Here is a 17,541-nt window from a genome sequence, read left to right on the forward strand (position 1 = left end):
CATCCGCACCGAAAGAAGCGCAGCGCGCAAGGCATCCGCATCGTTGCGGTAAATCGTGTCCTCGCTGCCCTGGGCTGCCTCGCGTCCGCTGCGCAAGCGGATGACCCGGCGGGATTGCGGGGCGATCCGGGCGGGCGCGTCGTCGACCGACTGGGGGCCGTGGATCGACACCGGCCGGCTTTACCCGCAACTGCGGCCGGCGGCCGACGGTGCCGCGGGACTCACCGGGCTCGTGGCGGCCCACGGACTGCAGGCGGAGCGGTTCGGGGATGATCGTGGAGAGCAGCGAGCCGAGGTAGAGGGGGCGGGGGAAGCCGATGACGGCCTGGTTGGCGGCGATGCCGCGGGCGATCAGGGTTGCGGCCTGGGGGGCTTTGAGTTTCATGGGTTGTTCGCCGATGTGGGTGTCGGTCATCGCACTTTCGACGTAGCCGGGGCAGGCGACCGAGACGGTGACGCCGGTGCCGGCGAGGGCGGCGCGGAGGGCGAGGCCGTAGGATAATAGTCCTGATTTACTGGCGCTGTAGGCGGGTGCGTCGGTCAGGGGCGAGAAGGCGGCGAGGGAGCTGACCAAGGCGATGTGGCCGCGTTTTCGGCTGCGCATGGCGGGCAGGATGGCGTGGATGGTGGCGAGGGCGCCGAGCAGGTTGATTTCGATGACGCGGGCGGCGGTGGCGAAATCTTCGATGGTGCCATCGGCGGTGCGGCCTTCGAGCACGCCGGCGTTGGCGATCAGCAGGTCGATCGGGTGGGTGGTGTCGCTGGTGGTGAGGTAGGTCGTGATTGTTGCGGTATCGCGTGTGTCGATGCTGGCGGCCTCAACGGTCGCGCCTTTGGCGCGTGCGGCGGTGGCGATGGTGGCGAGGCGGGTTTCGTTGCGGGCGATGAGGATGAGGGTGACGCCGGGTGCGGCGTAATGGAGTGCGAGGGCGGCGCCGATGCCGCTGGAGGCACCGGTGATGACGATGCAGTGTGGCGTGGTCATCAGGTGGCGCGCTTGATCATCAGTTTGGCGATTGTGCCGAGTGAGATGCCTTCGCGTTCGACGCCGGCGACTTCTTCGGCGGTGGCGGCGACGGCGGCGCGGATTTCGGCTTCGGTGTGTTCCGACGAGATGAAGAACCGCAGCCGGGCGGATTTTTCCGGCACGCCGGGCGGCACGATCGGGAAGGCGTTGATGCCGCGTTTGAGCAGGCGTTCGGCCAGCAGGACGGTGCGCAGGGAGTCGCCGATGATGACCGGTGTGACGGCGTAGCCGGCGCTGGTGCCGACATCGAGCCCGGCTTCGCGGGCGAGGCGGAGGAACAGCTGGCCGTTGGCCTGCAGGCGGGCGACGCGCGCGGGTTCGCGGCGCATGATTTCGATGGCGGTGAGGGCGGCGAGTGCCGCGGGGGCGGGCATGCCGACGCTGTAGACCATGCCGGGGGCGGCGAGTTTCAGGAAATCGATCAGCGGGCGGCTGCCGGCGACGTAGCCGCCGCAGCTGACCAGGGTTTTCGACAGGGTGCCGAGCCAGATATCGACCCGGCGGGGATCGATTCCGGCTTGTTCGGCGATGCCGCGCCCGGTGGCGCCGAGCACGCCGACCGAATGGGCTTCATCGACCATCAGCCAGCAATCGAAGCGGTCCTTGATTTCGACCAGGCGGGCGAGGTCGGGACCGTCGCCGTCCATCGAGAACAGGCCTTCGGTGATGATCATGACGCGTTCGAATTTGTCGCGCGTGGCGGCGAGCATGGCCTCGAGGCCGGCGAGGTCGTTGTGCGGGAATGGCCGGCGGGTGGCGCCGCTGAGCTGGGCGCCGACCACGACGCAGTTGTGGATCAGGCTGTCGTGCAGGATCAAATCCTTCGGGCCGAGCAGGGCGGCGACCGTGGAGATGGCGGTGGCGTGGCCGCTGACGAACACCAGCGCGTCGTCTGCCTCGTAGATGTCGGCCAGGGCGCGTTCCAGCTGGCGGTGGAAATCGCGCTCGCCGGCGGTGATCCGGCTGGCGGAGACGCTGGTGCCCCAGGTTTTTGTCGCCTCGATCACGGCGGCGGTGATGTCCGGGTGGCCGTTCAGGCCGAGGTAGTCGTAGGAGGCGAAATTGACCACGGGCTGGCCGGCGATCACGCTGCGCGCGCCGGCCATCGCGTCGTGCACCCGGTAGAACGGGAAGTTCAGATGCAGCGCATCGGCCACCGCGCGCTGGGTGCGGAAGGCCTGATAGGCGGGCAGGGTTTCGAACGAGGTATCGAATTTACCGGCTGATGCCGCGCTGCCCGCACTGGTGCTGCCGGCGCGCGGGGCGGGTTCGACCGCGGGGGTTTTGACCATGGTTTCCAGCAGGGCGGCCTTGAAGCCACGGCTGAAGCGCCCGCCTTCGGTCTTCATAGCAGGGTCCCCGCGGTGCTGCGCTGCGCCTCGATCGCTTCGTTGACCGCCATCAGTTCGGAGACGCCGATGTCGCGCGCGCCGTGCTGCATCAGCAGGCGGCGTTCGGCATCGCCGAGGCCTGCGGGGGCGTCGGCCGTGGTTGCGGCGGCACCGGCGATCAGGCGGGCGGCGAGATCGTTGACGCTGACGCCGGAATTGATCGCGACGACCGGCAGTTCGACGCCGAAGCGGGTTTCGATGCCCATGCGGAGTTCGATGCTCATGAGCGAGTCCATGCCCAGCTCATCGAGCCGGCGGGCGGGGTCGATATCCTCCGCGGCGAGGCGGAGGATGCGGGCGACTTCGGCGGCGACCAGTGCGGCCACCAGGGCGCGGGCTTCGGCGTCCGGCTTACCGGCGATCATGCCGGCGAGGTCGAGCCCGGCGTCCGCGCTGATGCTGTCGGCGGCGGTGAACAGGCCGGCGAAACTCGGGGTTTGCAGCAGTTTCAGGGCGCGCAGCATGCCGTTCGGGCGGATGGTGGCGCAGTAGACCGTGGCGGGCACCGCATTGCCGGCGGCGAGCAGGCCGCCGAGATAGCCGAGCGCCTCACGCGCGCGCATGGCGGCGATGCCGCTGATGCGTTCGAGTTTCGCCGCGGTATCCTGGTCGCGCGCCAGCACGCCGGCATCGGCGATGGCACCCCAGGCGACCGCGAGGCCGGGCAGGCCGCGGGCGCGGCGGTTGCGCATCAGCCCTTGCAGATAGCCGTTGGCGGCGACGTAGGCCGACTGGCCGGGGTTGCCGATCATGGTGGTGGCGGAGGAATAGGCGACGAAATAATCGAGCGCGTGGTCGCGCGTGGCATGGTCGAGATGGGCGGCGCCAGTGATTTTGGGGGCCAGGACCGCGCGGGTGCGGGCCGGGGCGAGGTTGGCGATCAGCCCATCGTCGAGCACCATGGCGGCGTGGATGATGCCGGCGATGCGGCCGTGATCGGCCGTGAGTCGCGCGATCAGGGCGGTGACGGCGGGGTTCGAGCGTGCCGCGGCGCGAGGCGAGGACGATGGTGCGCGCGCCCTGTTCGGCGAGCCAGGCGGCGGTTTCGAACCCGAAGCCGCTGGTGCCGCCGACCACGAGATGCACGCCGGCGGCCGGTTCGAAGCGGTGGACCGGCGCGGTCGTGGCCATCGGCGGGGATGGCGGGCGGACCAGCAATTTGCCGATGTGCAGGCCCGATTGCATCGACTGGAACGCCTCCGCCGCTGCCGGCGCATCGAACGCGCGGTAGGGCAGCGGGCAGAAATCGCCGCGTTCGAAGCCGGCCACGATGTCCTGCATCAGGGCCTGGGTGAGCGGCAGGTTGGCGGCGAGCAGCTGATCGAGGTCGACGCCGAAATAGGTCAGGTTGCGGCGGAACGGGCGCAGGCCGAGGGCGGTGTTGGCGACATAGTCGCGCTTGCCGAGTTCGATGAAGCGGCCGAACGGCTTGAGGCATTTCAGGCTGGCGAGCATGGCGTCGCCGGCCAGGGAGTTCAGCACGACATCGACGCCGCCGATCGCGTCGCGGATGTCATCGGCGAAGGCGGTGCTGCGGGAGTTGAAGATGAGTTCGGCACCGAACAAGGTGGCGAGCGCGCGCTTGTCGGGCGAGCTGACGGTGGCGATGATGCGGGCACCGCGGGCGCGGGCGATCTGCATGGCGGCGATGCCGACGCCGCCGGCGGCACCGTGGATCAGCACGGTTTCGCCTTCGCGCAACTGGGCGAGATGGACCAGCCCGTACCAGGCGGTGAGGAAGGCGACCGGGATCGACGTGCTCGCCTCGACCGCCATGCCTTCGGGCAGTCTGGTGAAGACCCGCGCATCGGCGGTGGTGTGGGTGGCGAAACTCTGGCGGCCGAAGCCCATGACGGCGTCGCCCGGTTGCAGCGTGGTGACGGCGCTGCCGGCGCGGACGACGCGGCCGGCGCATTCGAAGCCGAACACCGCACCGGCCAGACCATCGTCGAGCACGTCGTCATCGAGCAGGCCGGTGGCGAGCATGACGTCGCGGAAGTTCAGGCCGGCGGCGGCGATTTCGACCTCGACCTCGTGCGCGGCGGGGGCGGTGCGGGTGGCGGGCACCCAGTCGAACTGCGAGAGCACACCCTTGGCCGGGAGTTCGAGGCGCGCGGCCTCGACCTGATGGCTGGCTTGCCCGGTGGTGACGCCGTTGGCGAGGCGGATGGCGGTGATGCCGGTGGCATCGATCAGCAATTCCGCCTCGGTGCCTGGTGCAGCGAGCAGCGCGGCGAGATGGGGGGCGGCGCTGTCCGGCGCGAGGCCGGGTGCGAGGTCGATCAGTCTGAGGGTGATATCCGGGTATTCGTTGACCGCGACGCGGGCGAAGCACCAGAGGGCTTCGGCGGCGGGGTCGCTGCCGTCGAGACCGCTGACCACCAGCCAGAGGCGGGTGGGCAGGGCAGCGGTGAACACGTAATCGATCGTCTGATCCGGGTGCGCGGCGGCGATGATGGCGCAGGCCGCGCCGAAACCGGCCGGATCGGCCGCGATGGACCGCACGGTGCGGCCCTGGGCGTGGATGGTTTGGGTCAGCGCGTCGAACAACGCTGCATGGCCGATCAGCACGGCGGGCGGGGCGGCGGCGGCGGCCGGGGTTACGACGGCGTCCGGCCGGGCGAGCAGGATGGTGCCGGTGCCCGCACCGGTCGGGTACGGTTCGATCGCGTGGCAACCCGCGTGCAGCAGGGCGCGGCTGGCATCATGGCGTGAGACGCTGCGCGGGGCGCCGGCATCGGTCGCGCCGAGCAGGACATCGAGCATGATCGAATCGGTCGGTTGCAGCACCGCGATCAGGCCGGCGGGGCCGATCCGCGCGGCGAGGCCGCGGGCGAGGGCGGCATCGTCCGTGATGGCGCCGGCGAAGGCCAGGGCGAGATCATATCTGGTTTCGATCGGGGCGTCATCGGTTTCGGTGAGGTCGAGGATGTCGATACCATCGAGCGTGCCGCGCCGGGCCTGGAGGTGGCGCAGGCGTTTGCCGTCGGTGCCCGCGATGGTGACGGTGGCGCGTTGGGCGCGGATCAGCGGCAGGAGCGCGTGCAGCAGCCCCATCGAGCCGGGTTCGCCGATCAGCAGGCGCAGCGGATCGGGCGCGGTGCGACCAGCGAGGCGGCTGACCAGAGCGAGGGCGGCCTGGTGCAGCGGGGCGGCGAGGATCGAATCGGTCTCGAACTGATCGATGATCGATGCGCTGACGACAGCGCGCGCACCGGTGGCGATGGCGGCGGGCAGGCTGCGCAGCGCCTGGGCGCCGAGCACGATTTCGGGCGTGGCGCCGGCGTGTTCGGCGGCGAAGGCTTCGAGGATCAAGGTGGCGGCGGGCAGGCCGGTTTCGGGTGCCAGGGCCCAGCGATCGCCGGTATTGGTGGCGAGGCCGGCGGCTTGCAGACCGGCGTAGAGGCTGGCGGCGAGCGGCGATGGCGGTTGGGTCTCGCTGCGCTCGCCGAGCGCCTGATGGGCGAGCGCGCGGGCGAAGGCTTCGAGGATCTGCCAGGATTCCGGCCGTTCGGTCAGCACCTGATCCTGCAGGGCGGCCACGGCATCCTGGTACAGCGCGGTACCGGCGGCGAAGCGTTCGAGCCTGATGGCGTTCTGGTGGAACAGCGCGGGGGCGGCTTTGCGACGGTCGAACACCACGGCCCGGAACAGGCCGCCGGTCAGGGTTGCGATCACGCTGTGATCGGCGGCGTAGAGCGTGGCGGCGATCGAGAGCGAATGATCGGTCTCGCGATCGACCACGACGCGGGCGCGGGCGGGGATTGCGTCGTCCTGATCGATCCGCAGATTGGCGAAGCGCACCGGCAGGTAGGCGTAGCGCTCGCCCTGGCGCAGCTTGATGTTTTCGAACAGCGCGTGGAACGCGGCATCGAGCGCCACCGGGTGCAGGATGTGCGGGCGGGTGAAGGCACCGGCGGACGCCTCGATCGGGGCGAGGTCGATTTCGATGATCTTGTCGTCGCGCCGTGCGGCGAGCACGCGGCGGAAGGAAGGGCCGTAATCGACCCCGGCATCGCTCGCGCTGGCGTAGACGCGTTCGGCGGTCATGTGGTGTGGCAGGTCCGTGGGGGCGACGAAGGCGGGCGGTGCCGAGGCCGGGCGGGTGATGCGGCCCCTGGCATGCAGCGTCCATTCATCGCCGGCGTGGCGCGGGCGGCTCCAGATTTCGACGATGCCGGTATCGCCGGCGAGGCGGACCGAGATTTCGCGCATCTGCCCGGCTTGCAGCGGCAGCCATTGCAGAAGGTCGAAATCCTCGAGCGCGATCGGGCCTTCGGGCCAGGTTTCGCGCGCGACGGCGAGCGCCATTTCGGCGAAGCCGGTGCCGGGGACGACGATTTCATCATCGATCCGGTGATCGGCCAGATAGGGCACGATCGTGGCATCGAGCAGGTGGCGCCATTCGGTGCCGCCGGTCTGCAGGCGGCTGCCGATCAGCGGGTGCAGCGGGGTGGTGCCGTAGAAATCGAGCGCCTCGGCGGTGTGGTTGTGCGGAAACTGGCGGCGCTGCCAGGCGTAGGACGGCAGAGCGACGCGATGCGCTGTGCGGGCGCCGAACACGCGCTCGGCATCGAACCGGGCGCCGGCGACCAGCGCACGGGCGAGGATGGCGGTGAGCGGATCACCGGGCAGGGCGCCGCTTTTTTCCTCGACCAGGCTGGCGAGCACCGTGCCGTCGGCGCCGATGTCGCGCAGCGTGTCGGTGATGTTGTTGCCGAGGATCGGGCGCGGGCCGATTTCGATGAAGAGCGTGCCACCCTGGCGGGCGGCGGCGGTGATGGCATCGCGGAAGCGGACCGGTTCGCGCACGTTGTGCCACCAGTATTCGGCATCCAGGCGGTCGCCGGCCATCACCTCGCCGGTGACGGTGGAGATGAAGCCGGTGGTCGTGCTGCTGGCCGCGATGGTGCCGAGCGCTTCGAGCAGCGGGGCGCGGATCGGCGCGAGCAGGCCAGAGTGGAACGGATAGGCGAGATCGAGCACGCGGGTGGCGATGCGGCGCTTCTGCGCGAAGCGGACGAAGCGGCGGATGGTGGCTTCATCGCCCGACAGCGTGACCGAGGTGGGGCTGTTGCTGGCGGCGACTTCGAGGCCGGTGAAGCCGGCTTCCTCGATCAGGGTGGTGGCCGCGTCATGCGACAGGCTGGCGACCGCCATGGTGCCGAGACCGTGGACATCCTCCTGCTGCTGGCTGCGGTGATAGATGATGTGCACCGCCTGCGCGAGGCTGATGGCACCGGCGGCTTCGGCGGCGGCGACTTCACCGACGCTGTGGCCGAGCACCATGTCCGGCGCGATGCCGGCGGCGACGAGGGCAGCGGTGAGCGAGGCCTGCACCGCGAACAGCATGGGCTGGGCGATGCGGGTGAATTTGAGCCGTGCCGCCAGATCGGGGTCATGCAGGGCTTCGACCAGGGACCAGCCGGCGAGCGGCTGGAATGCGGCGTCGATCGCGTCGAACCGCTGGCGGAACGCGGCGGCGCGCTGATAGGCGGTGCGGCCCATGCCGGCCCATTGGCAGCCGTTGCCGGAGAATACGAAGCACAGGCGCGGTGGTGCGGCAGGCGCGGTGCCGGTGGCGATGGCGGGATTGCTGCCGGTTTGTGCGAAATGCCGCAGCGCCTGGGCCATCGCGATGCTGGAGTCGACCGGCAAAGCGAGGCGGTGGCCAGCGAGGTCGCGCTGCCAGGCGACCGCGTTGGCGATGCGGGCGGGGGCAATGTCGCTCGTGACCATGAAATCGGCGAAGACGGCGGCGGTTGCGGCGAGGGCGGCCTTGGAATGGGCGGAGAGCATCAGCACCGCGGCGGTATCGGGCGCTGCGGGGGACGCGACGGCGGTTTCGATCCCTTCGGCGGCGCGCAGCACGACATGGGCGTTGGTGCCGCCGAAGCCGAACGAGGAGATGCCGGCGTGCAGCGTGCCGGTGGCGGCGAGCGGCACCGCTTTGGTTGCCACGGCGAGGTTGAGGGCGCCGAAATCGATCGCCTGGTTGAGGGTTTCGGTGTGCAGCGTGCGCGGCAGCAGGCGATGTTCCATCGCCAGAATGGCTTTGAACATGCCGGCGAGGCCGGAGGCGGGTTCGAGATGGCCGATGTTGGATTTGACCGAGCCGATCGGCAGGATGTCCGCGCGTTTCTGGCCCAGCGCCTCGCCGATCGCGGTGGCTTCGGCGGGGTCGCCCACGGCGGTGCCGGTGCCATGCGCCTCGGCGAAGGACAGGCGGGCGGGGTCGATGCCGGCCTCGCCGTAGATGCGTTCGAGCAGGGCGCGCTGGCCTTCCATCGCGGGGAGCGAGATGCCGGAGGTGCGGCCGTCCGAATTGATGCCCGAGGCGAGGGCGACGGCGCGGACCTTGTAGCCGCGCTCGATTGCGACATCGCGCCGGGTGAGCACCATGGCGACCGCACCCTCGGCGCGGACATAGCCATCCGCCGCGGCGGCGAAGGGCCGGCAGAGGCCGGTGGGCGAAAGCATCGAGGCGCGCGAGAAGCCGATGAACGAGGTGGGCGAGAGCAGCAGGTTGACGCCCGCGACGATCGCGACATCGATCCGGCCCGAAGCGATCGCGGCCTGGGCTTCGGCGAAGGCGACCAGCGAGGAGGAGCAGGCGGTGTCGATAGTGAAGCTGGGGCCGTGAAAGTCGAAGATGTAGGAAATCCGGTTGGACAGCACCGAGAGGGTGTTGCCGGTCATGAAATGGCTCTCGATCGCGGCGGGATCGGTGGTGTGCAGATTGCCGTAATCGAGGCTGGAGGCGCCGACATAAACGCCGACTTCGGTGCCCGCGAGCGCGCTGGGCGGGATGCCGGCGTTTTCGAGCGCGCCCCAGACGACATCGAGCAGGAGGCGTTGCTGCGGGTCGATTTCGGCGGCTTCGCGCGGTGAAATGCCGAAGACCGCCGGGTCGAACCCCAGCGGATCGTCGATATAGCCGCCCGCGAAGGTGTAGCTGAAGCCGGGCTGGCTCTTGTCCGGATGGAAGAACCGCTCGGCGCGCCACCGGCCGGCGGGCAGCGGCCCGACCGCGCAGCGTTCATCGACCAGTAATTGCCAGAAGGCAGCCTCGTCCGCGGCACCGGGCAGGCGGCAGGCGATGCCGTTGATGGCAACCTGCGAACGGTCGGGGCGGGCGGGGTTCGTGGGTAACGAAATCAAATCACTGCTCTCTTTCGGGCTGGGCAACGCAAGAAGTTTAATATTTTGCAACATAACATGTCGCTACTCAAATCCGTAGCGCCAGGGGCGATGTTTAACAGGGCGTGGACCGCTCGACCATGGACCGGGGCCGCCGACCTGATGCAGTGTTTGTGCCGGTCGAATTGGGCGCACCGCAGAGGCCGTGGCCAGCGCGATGGCGGGCAAGGCATAAGGAGGACTTCTCTTTTGTAAAAAAGAAGCAAAAAACTTTCTGACTCGGGGGCATGGGCGGTTTCACCGGCACGGGCCCAGGTTTAGCGAAGTTTTTTTGCTTCTTTTTTGTTCACAAAAAAGAAGACCTTTCTTCTGAAGATCGATTACGACAGGCTCAAGATGCCGCGCGGCCGAGATAGGCTTCCTGCATCTGGCCCGAGGCGAGCAGATTGCTTGCGTTGTCCTGGTGGATGATGCGGCCGACTTCCAGCACGTAGCCGCGGTCGGCCAGTTTCAGGGCGGCGCGGGCGTTTTGCTCGACGATCAGGATGGTGACGCCGGTATCGGCGATGCTGCGCAGGCTGCGGAAGATGCTCTGGATGATGATCGGGGCGAGGCCGAGGCTGGGTTCGTCGAGCAGCAGGAGTTTGGGTTTGGCGACCAGGGCGCGGCCGATCGCGAGCATCTGTTGTTCGCCGCCGGACAAGGTGCCGGCGAACTGGGTGCGGCGCTCGGCGAGGCGGGGGAACATGGCGTAGATCGCCTCGACGCTGGCGGGGATTTCACCGGCCGGGCGGGTGAAGCCGCCGAGTTTCAGGTTTTCCGCGACCGTGAGGGTGCCGAACACGCGGCGGCCTTCGGGCGATTGCGCGATGCCGAGGCGCACGATGCGGTCGGCATTGGTGCGGGTGATATCGGTGCCTTCGAAGCCGATGGTGCCGCCGGTTTTGGGCAGCAGGCCGGAGATGGCGCGCATCAGCGTGGTCTTGCCGGCACCGTTCGCGCCGAGGATGGCGACCACCTCGCCCGCCGCGACGGTGAGGGAGACGCCTTTCAGCGCCTCGATCTGGCCATAGGCGACGCGCAGATCGTTGATCGTGAGCAGGCTCATGCCGCGGTTGCCTCGTCGTCGTCCCGGCCGAGATAGGCTTCGATCACCGCGGGGTTGGTGCGGATCGCGGTGGCATTGCCTTCGGCGATCTTGCGGCCGAAATTGATCACCACGATATGGTCGCTCACCTGCATCACCACATTCATGTCGTGCTCGACCAGCAGGATGGTGACACCGGTATCGCGGATCATGAAGATGGTATCGTTCAGGGCGGCCGATTCCGCATCGTTCAGCCCGGCGGCCGGTTCGTCGAGAATGATCAGCCTGGGTTGTCCGGCGAGGGTGCGGGCGAGTTCGACGCGGCGCTGCACGCCATAGGGCAGCGAGGTTGCCGGTGCGTCGGCCACGCTTTCAAGATCGAGGCGGCGGAGGATGTCGTGGGTGCGGGCGGCGAGTTCGGCTTCCTCGCGGCGCTGGGCGGGCAGGGCGAGCAGGCCCTGCCACCAGTGCTGGCGGGCGGCGAGATGGCAGCCGGCGCGGACGTTTTCGAACACGCTCATGTCGGCGAACAGGCGGATGGTCTGGAAGGTGCGGCGCAGGCCCAGCGTAGCGATGCGGGCGGGTTTGGCGCCGGTGATGTCGTTGCCCTGCCAGCGGATCGTGCCGGAGGCGGGTTTGTAGACGCCGGTGATCATGTTGAAGACGGTGGTCTTACCCGCGCCGTTCGGCCCGATCAGCCCGACGATCTGGCCCTGGTTGACGGTGAAGCTCAGATCGTCGACGGCGCGCAGGCCGCCGAAGCTGATGCCGATGCCGTCGAGTTCGAGCAGTGCGCTCATGCAGCGCTCCGTCGACGCGGCAGCAGGCCTTGCGGGCGCAGCACCATCACCGCGATCATCGCGATGCCGAACACGAAATAGCGGTATTCCGCGAGGCCGCGGAAAATCTGCGGCACCACGAACATCAGCGCGGTGCCGAGCAGCACGCCGGGGATCGAGCCCTGGCCGCCGACGATGACGATGGCGAACAGGGTGACCGATTCGGTGAACACGAAGGACGAGGGGCTGACGGTGGAGAGTTGCACCGCGAACAGCGTGCCGGCGAGGCCGGCGAGCGCGGCGCCGAGGGCGAAAGCCAGGGTTTTCACCTTGCGGGCATCGACCCCGAGGGTGCTGGCGGCGAGTTCGTCCTGCTTGAGATAGCGCAGCGCGCGGCCGAATTCGCAGGTATCGAGATTGCGCATGACCAGCAGGACGAGGCCGAGCAACACCCAGTCGAGCCAGAACATCGCGCTCTGGCTTTCGAGTTGCAGGCCGAACAGCGAGGGGACGCCGATGCCGGTGATGCCGTCCGACCCGCCGGTGATGCCGCCGGGGTTGTTCTGCATCGCGAGGACGAAGATGGCGTTGAATCCGATGGTCGCGACCAGCAGATAATCGCCGCGCAGGCGGATCAGCGGGGCGGAGAGCAGCGCGCCGGCGGCGGCGGCGAGCAGCATGGCGAGCGGCAGGGTGAGCAGGATCGGCACGTTCAGCGTGGTGTTCAGAATGGCGGTGACATAGGCGCCGATGCCGAAATAGACCGCGTGCCCCATGTCGAACATGCCGGCGCGGCCGAGGATGACATCCTCCGACAGGGCGGCGATGGCATAGATTGCGAAAAACGCCGCGATCGAGACCCAGGAACTGTCGAGTGCGAAGGGCAGGGCGAGGCCGGCGGCCCAGAGCAGCGCGCCCAGCTTGATACCATCCAGCTTGACGCCGCGCATCAGACCTTCTCCGCGACGCGCTCGCCGAGCAGGCCGGTGGGGCGGACCAGCAGGATCACGATCAGCAGGCCGAAGGTGATCGCGTCCTGCCAGGAGCTTGAGACGTACCCAGCGGCAAACGCGTTGAACAGGCCGAGCAGGACACCGCCGAGCATCGCACCCGGAATGTTGCCGATGCCGCCGAGAATAGCCGCGATGAACGCATAGAGCCCGTAGGTCCAGCCCATGCTGAAATAGGCCTCGCGGTAATAGATGCCGATGAACAGGCCGCCGATGGCGCCCAGCCCCGGGCCGATGATGAACACGCTGGTGATCACACGGTTGACGTTGATGCCCATCAGCCGCGCCGCGTCCTGATCGATCGCGGCGGCGCGGATCGCGGTGCCGAAGCGGGTGTGGTTCACGAAGAGATAGAGTGCGGCCATCAGCACCAGCGAGGCGATGATGATCATCACCTGGATGAAGCTGATGGTGGCGCCGGCGACGTGCCAGGTGGTCGCGGGCAGCAGGTTCGAGGGGAACACGTGCACCTGCGGCCCCCAGACCAGCATGATGCCGTTTTCGATCATCAGCGACGCACCGAGGGCGGAGACCACCGCGGCCAGACGATCGGCCTTGCGCAGCGGGCGGTAGGCGATGCGTTCGAGCACGACGCCCGCCACCGCGATCGCGATGATCGAGACCACGAAGGCGAGCAGCAGCAGTGCGGCACCCGGATGGCCGCCGCCGGCCGAGCCGGTCAGCATGGTCAGGCCGACGAAGGCACCGAGGATGCACAGATCGCCATGGGCGAAGTTGATCAGCCGCATCACGCCATAGACCATGGTGTAACCCAGCGCGATCAACGCGTAGATGCCACCCACCGTCAGGCCGTTGACGATCTGCTGGATGAATGTGCCCATGGCGGGCGCCGCTCAGCCCGCGGTCGGAGCGGGGTAGAGAATTTTATAGCTTCCGTCCGGCTGGACCTCGAACGCGACGAACGGGCTGCCGGTGCGCTCGCCCTTGGCGTTCCAGGCGAAGGTGCCGGTGAGGCCCTGGAACGATTTCATGCCGTGCAGATAGGATTCGAGCTTGGCGGGCTTGACCGATTTGGTCGCCGCGATCGCCTGCATCACCGCGCGCATGCCATCCGCGTTGGTCAGCGTGAATACCGAAGGCGGCAGCGCGCCGTATTTGGTTTTGTAGGCGGCGACGAATTGCTTGGCGACCGGATAGGGCAGGTCGGCCGGTGCCGGCACGTTGATGATGATCGAACCGGCCGCCGCCGTGCCGGCGATTTTGGCGAAGGCGACGTTCTGATTGGCGTCGCCGCCGACGAAAGTCGCTTTCATGCCGAGTTGGGTCATCTGCGCGCGGATCAGCCCGCCATCGGAATAATAGCCCGAGAAATACAGCGCATCGGGATGCAGTGCCTTCAGTTTGGTCAATACCGGCGAGAAATTCTGCGAGCCGGCGTTGATGAAGGATTTGTCGACGATTGTGCCGTGCGCGGCCTTGACGTCCGCGACCACGGCATCGGCCAGACCGGTCGCGAAGCTCGAATGGTCGGTCAGGACCGCGATTTTCTTGTAGTGCTGCACATCGACCAGATAATGCGCGGTGAATTTGGCTTCCGCCGAATTGGGCGCCGCATTGCCGAACCAGGTCTTGTAACCGTGCTTGAGCAATTCATTGCTGGTGCCATCGGAGGTCTGGATCACGTCGGCCCGGGCATAGATCGGCTCGGCGGCGAGCGCGGCACCGCTGGTGTAGGAGCCGATCACGGCGACGACATGGTCGTTGACCAGCTGGCGCGCGCAGATTGCGGCCTGCGCTGCCTCGCCCTGGTCGTCACAGGTGATCACCTCGATCTTGCGGCCGAGCAGCCCGCCCTTGGCATTCTGCTGCGCCGCCAGCAACTTCACCGCCCGCGCGATCCCCTGGCCTTCGTCGGCATAGGTGCCGGTGATCGGCGCCTGGACACCAATTTTGATCGGCGGTGCAGCATGGGCCGCGCCGGACGCCGCGAGCAGTGCGACCGATACGCCGAGGCCGATTGTCGATGTCCTGAGCATTCGAGGTTCCCCTGTCTGGTTATCATCGTTCGTTGCAGATGAACGTCATCCTACACCATGAAACGCCGCCACCGACAACCGGACCGGCAGTCGGGGGCGAAGCCCGTTTTGCTGACGGGCTGGCCACGCCCCCGACCGTGGGTCAGGTGATCAGGATTGCACGGAAGTCGTTGACGTTGGTGCGGGTGGGGCCGGTGGTGATCAGGTCGCCCAGCCGGCTGAACACCGTGTAGCCATCATTATCGGCGAGGGCGGCGGCGGGGTCGATGCCGGCGGCGCGGGCGCGGGCGATGGTGTCGGGCGTGAGGCGGGCGCCGGCGTTGTCTTCGGTGCCGTCGATGCCATCGGTATCGCAGGCGATGGCGTGGATGCGTGGGTGGCCGGCGAGGGCAATGGCGAGGCCGAGCAGGAATTCGGCGTTGCGGCCGCCGCGGCCGTTGCCGCGCACGGTGACGGTGGTTTCACCGCCCGAGATCAGCACGCAGGGCGGGGTGGCGGGCTGGCCGTGGGTGGCGCTGCTGTGCGCCATGGCGGCCATGACGCGGGCGACGTCGTTCGCTTCGCCTTCGATGGCATCACCGAGGATGATCGGCGTGATGCCGGCGGCGCGGGCGACGCCAGCGGCGGCTTCGAGCGCGTGCCAGGGGGTCGCGATCATGATGCTGGTGGCGCGGTCGAACGCGGGATCGCCTGGTTTCGGGGTTTCGGCTTCGGGGCGGCGCAGCCACGCGGCGACCGCGGCGGGCGGTTCGATGCCGTAGCGGGCGAGGATGGCGGCGGCCTCGGCGCGGGTCGAGGCGTCCGGCACGGTGGGGCCGGAGCCGATCACCGAGGGATCGTCGCCCGGAACGTCCGAGATCATCAGCGTGATGATGCGGGCCGGCGCGCAGGCGGCGGCGAGGCGGCCGCCCTTGATGGCGGAGAGATGTTTGCGCACGCAGTTCATGTCGTGGATCGGCGCACCGCTGCGCAGGAGGGCGCGGTTGATCGATTGTTTAGCGGCGAGATCGATCCCCGGCGCGGGCAGGGCGAGCAGGGCGGAGGCGCCGCCGGACATCAGGCACAGGACCAGATCATCCGCGGTGAGGCCCTGAACCATGGCGAGCATGCGGGCGGCGGCGCGCTGGCCGGCATCGTCGGGGACGGGGTGTGAGGCTTCGACCACCTCGATCCGGGCGAGGTGGTCGACGCCGTGGCCGTAGCGGGTGACCACCAGGCCGGTGAGCGGCCGATCCGCCGGCCATGCAGCCTCGACCACCGAAGCCATGGCGGCGGCGGCCTTGCCGGCGCCAATCACGATGGTGCGGCCCTTGGGCGGCGGCGGCAGATGCGGTGCCATGCAGTGGGCGGGCAGCGCGGCGGCGACGGCGGCGTGGAACATGCGTTCCAGCAGCGCGGTGGCGGGTTCGCTCATCGGGGCGGCGGCTCCGGGCTCAGGCCGCGCCGATGTCGTGGTTGGCGAGGCGTTCGAGCACGCGGACCATGCCGGAGTGATCCCACGCAGCACCGCCGGCGGCGCTGGCCGCGTTGAACAATTCCTGGCAGGTCGCGGTGTTGGGCAGGCTGACGCCGAGGGCGCGGGCCCCATCGAGCGCGAGGTTGAGGTCTTTCTGGTGCAGTTCGATGCGGAAACCGGGTGTGACGTTGTGCGCGATCATGCGTTCGCCGTGGACTTCGAGCACGCGCGAGCTGGCGAAGCCGCCCATCAGCGCGGCGCGGACGCGGGCCGGATCGGCGCCGGCCTTGGAGGCGAACACCAGCGCCTCGCCGACCGCCTCGATGGTGAGGGCCACGATGATCTGGTTGGCGACCTTGGTGGTCTGGCCATCGCCGTTGCCGCCGATCAGGGTGATGTTCTTGCCCATCAGTTCGAAGACGGGTTTGAGTTTTGCGAAGGCGGCGTCCGGCCCGCCGACCATGATGGTCAGGCTGGCGGCCTTGGCGCCGACCTCGCCGCCGGAGACCGGTGCGTCGAGATAATCGCAACCCAGCGCATTGATGCGTTCGGCGAAGGCTTTGGTCGCGATCGGCGAGATCGAGCTCATGTCGACCACGATTTTACCGGGCGTGAGGCCCGCGGCGACGCCCTGGGCGCCGAACAGCACGGCCTCGACATCGGGCGTGTCGGGCACCATGGTGATGATGATGTCGCTGACGGCGGCGAGGCTCGCGGCATCGGCGCAGGATTTGGCGCCGGCTTCGACCAGGGCCGCACTCTGGCGGCTGGCTTGCAGCACGAAAAGCTCGTGGCCGCCGGCGAGCAGGTGGCCCGCCATCGGCCGGCCCATGATGCCGAGGCCGATAAATCCGATTTTACTCATAGGACGCTCTCCGTGCGATAGTGGTTCAGCCAGCCGAGGCCGGCGGTGGTCGTGGTTGCAGGTTTGTATTCGCAGCCGATCCAGCCTTGGTAGCCCAGATCGTCGATCAGATGAAACAGATGGGCGTAGTTGATCTCGCCGGTGCCGGGTTCGTGGCGGCCGGGATTGTCGGCGAGCTGGATATGGCCGATGCGGGGGAACTGCGCCTCGATGGTGCGGCTCAGATCGCCCTCCATCACCTGGGCGTGATAGATATCGTACTGTAGTTTCAGGTTGGGGGACGCGACGGCATCGAGGATCGCGAGCGCCTGATCGGTGCGGTTGACAAAGAAGCCTGGAATGTCGCGGGTGTTGACCGGTTCGAGCAGCAAAGTGAGGCCGGCTTGCTGCAGGGCGGTGGCTGCAAACGTCAGGTTTTCGATCAAGGTGTCGCGGGCGATGGCGTGATGCTCGGGTGCGACGATGCCGGCGAGGCAGTTGAGCGCGGGGCAGCCGAGGGCGGTGGCGTAGTCGATCGCGCGGCCGACGCCGTCGCGAAATTCGTCGGTGCGGGCAGGATCGCAGGCGATGCCGCGTTCGCCCGCTTCCCAATTGCCGGCGGGCAGGTTGTGCAGCACGAGGCGCAGATTGTGTTCAGCCAGCGCGGCCTGCACGGCGGCTTTGGGGAAGGCGTAGGGGAACAGGAACTCGACGGCGTCGAACCCGGCGGCGCGCGCGGCGGCGAAGCGATCGAGGAACGGCAGGTCGGTGAACAGCATGGTCAGGTTGGCGGCGAAACGCGGCATGGTC

At 68.4% G+C, this 17,541-nt stretch carries 11 protein-coding genes and 1 pseudogene; all 12 read right to left on the bottom strand.

All coding sequences use genetic code 11. The annotated features are described in order from the left end of the window. The coding region (locus tag B7X49_RS12230; protein WP_286839542.1) for an SDR family oxidoreductase at positions 1–985 on the bottom strand (985 nt) is incomplete at its 3' end. Further along, positions 985–2,376, bottom strand: a complete 1,392-nt coding sequence (locus tag B7X49_RS12235) for an aminotransferase class I/II-fold pyridoxal phosphate-dependent enzyme (protein ID WP_286703800.1) — start codon at positions 2,374–2,376, stop codon at positions 985–987. The genes B7X49_RS12230 and B7X49_RS12235, both read right to left, overlap by 1 nt. After that, positions 2,373–3,110: a beta-ketoacyl reductase gene (locus B7X49_RS18820; RefSeq protein WP_353744431.1), complete on the bottom strand. Its 738-nt coding sequence runs from the start codon at positions 3,108–3,110 to the stop codon at positions 2,373–2,375. The genes B7X49_RS12235 and B7X49_RS18820 overlap by 4 nt, the downstream gene beginning before the upstream one ends. Further along, a pseudogene (locus B7X49_RS12245) lies at positions 3,111–9,633 on the bottom strand (beta-ketoacyl synthase N-terminal-like domain-containing protein); the annotation flags it as partial. Between the two features lie 316 nt (positions 9,634–9,949). Further along, a complete protein-coding gene (locus B7X49_RS12250; RefSeq protein WP_286703798.1) occupies positions 9,950–10,666 on the bottom strand; it encodes an ABC transporter ATP-binding protein in 717 nt (238 codons plus the stop codon). After that, on the bottom strand, positions 10,663–11,445 hold the full coding sequence (locus B7X49_RS12255; protein ID WP_286703797.1) for an ABC transporter ATP-binding protein: 783 nt from the start codon (positions 11,443–11,445) through the stop codon (positions 10,663–10,665). Before B7X49_RS12255 ends, B7X49_RS12250 begins: the two co-directional genes overlap by 4 nt. Next, positions 11,442–12,374, bottom strand: coding sequence for a branched-chain amino acid ABC transporter permease (locus B7X49_RS12260; RefSeq protein ID WP_286703796.1), 933 nt, complete (start codon positions 12,372–12,374; stop codon positions 11,442–11,444). Before B7X49_RS12260 ends, B7X49_RS12255 begins: the two co-directional genes overlap by 4 nt. After that, positions 12,374–13,276, bottom strand: coding sequence for a branched-chain amino acid ABC transporter permease (locus tag B7X49_RS12265; protein ID WP_286703795.1), 903 nt, complete (start codon positions 13,274–13,276; stop codon positions 12,374–12,376). The genes B7X49_RS12260 and B7X49_RS12265 overlap by 1 nt, the downstream gene beginning before the upstream one ends. Positions 13,277–13,288: 12 nt before the next feature. Beyond that, on the bottom strand, positions 13,289–14,431 hold the full coding sequence (locus B7X49_RS12270; RefSeq protein ID WP_286703794.1) for a branched-chain amino acid ABC transporter substrate-binding protein: 1,143 nt from the start codon (positions 14,429–14,431) through the stop codon (positions 13,289–13,291). A gap of 142 nt (positions 14,432–14,573) precedes the next feature. Then, the gene (locus B7X49_RS12275; RefSeq protein WP_286703793.1) at positions 14,574–15,845 is read right to left on the bottom strand and encodes a glycerate kinase; all 1,272 of its coding nucleotides are present in this window, start codon (positions 15,843–15,845) and stop codon (positions 14,574–14,576) included. Positions 15,846–15,864: 19 nt separating this feature from the next. After that, positions 15,865–16,752: a 2-hydroxy-3-oxopropionate reductase gene (locus B7X49_RS12280; RefSeq protein ID WP_286703792.1), complete on the bottom strand. Its 888-nt coding sequence runs from the start codon at positions 16,750–16,752 to the stop codon at positions 15,865–15,867. Then, the gene (gene hyi, locus B7X49_RS12285; RefSeq protein ID WP_286703791.1) at positions 16,749–17,537 is read right to left on the bottom strand and encodes a hydroxypyruvate isomerase; all 789 of its coding nucleotides are present in this window, start codon (positions 17,535–17,537) and stop codon (positions 16,749–16,751) included. Before hyi ends, B7X49_RS12280 begins: the two co-directional genes overlap by 4 nt. Between the last annotated feature and the right edge of the window lie 4 nt (positions 17,538–17,541).

This window comes from Acidiphilium sp. 34-64-41, from assembly GCF_002282635.1.
GTDB classification, from domain to species: Bacteria; Pseudomonadota; Alphaproteobacteria; order Acetobacterales; family Acetobacteraceae; genus Acidiphilium; species Acidiphilium rubrum.

Bases quoted from the DNA above. Each gene is read 5' to 3' on its own strand.
- B7X49_RS12235 (WP_286703800.1), bottom strand. From the start codon at position 2,376: ATGAAGACCGAAGGCGGGCGCTTCAGCCGTGGCTTCAAGGCCGCCCTG.
- B7X49_RS18820 (WP_353744431.1), bottom strand. From the start codon at position 3,110: ATGCGCAACCGCCGCGCCCGCGGCCTGCCCGGCCTCGCGGTCGCCTGG.
- B7X49_RS12250 (WP_286703798.1), bottom strand. From the start codon at position 10,666: ATGAGCCTGCTCACGATCAACGATCTGCGCGTCGCCTATGGCCAGATC.
- B7X49_RS12255 (WP_286703797.1), bottom strand. From the start codon at position 11,445: ATGAGCGCACTGCTCGAACTCGACGGCATCGGCATCAGCTTCGGCGGC.
- B7X49_RS12260 (WP_286703796.1), bottom strand. From the start codon at position 12,374: ATGCGCGGCGTCAAGCTGGATGGTATCAAGCTGGGCGCGCTGCTCTGG.
- B7X49_RS12265 (WP_286703795.1), bottom strand. From the start codon at position 13,276: ATGGGCACATTCATCCAGCAGATCGTCAACGGCCTGACGGTGGGTGGC.
- B7X49_RS12270 (WP_286703794.1), bottom strand. From the start codon at position 14,431: ATGCTCAGGACATCGACAATCGGCCTCGGCGTATCGGTCGCACTGCTC.
- B7X49_RS12275 (WP_286703793.1), bottom strand. From the start codon at position 15,845: ATGAGCGAACCCGCCACCGCGCTGCTGGAACGCATGTTCCACGCCGCC.
- B7X49_RS12280 (WP_286703792.1), bottom strand. From the start codon at position 16,752: ATGAGTAAAATCGGATTTATCGGCCTCGGCATCATGGGCCGGCCGATG.
- hyi (WP_286703791.1), bottom strand. From the start codon at position 17,537: ATGCCGCGTTTCGCCGCCAACCTGACCATGCTGTTCACCGACCTGCCG.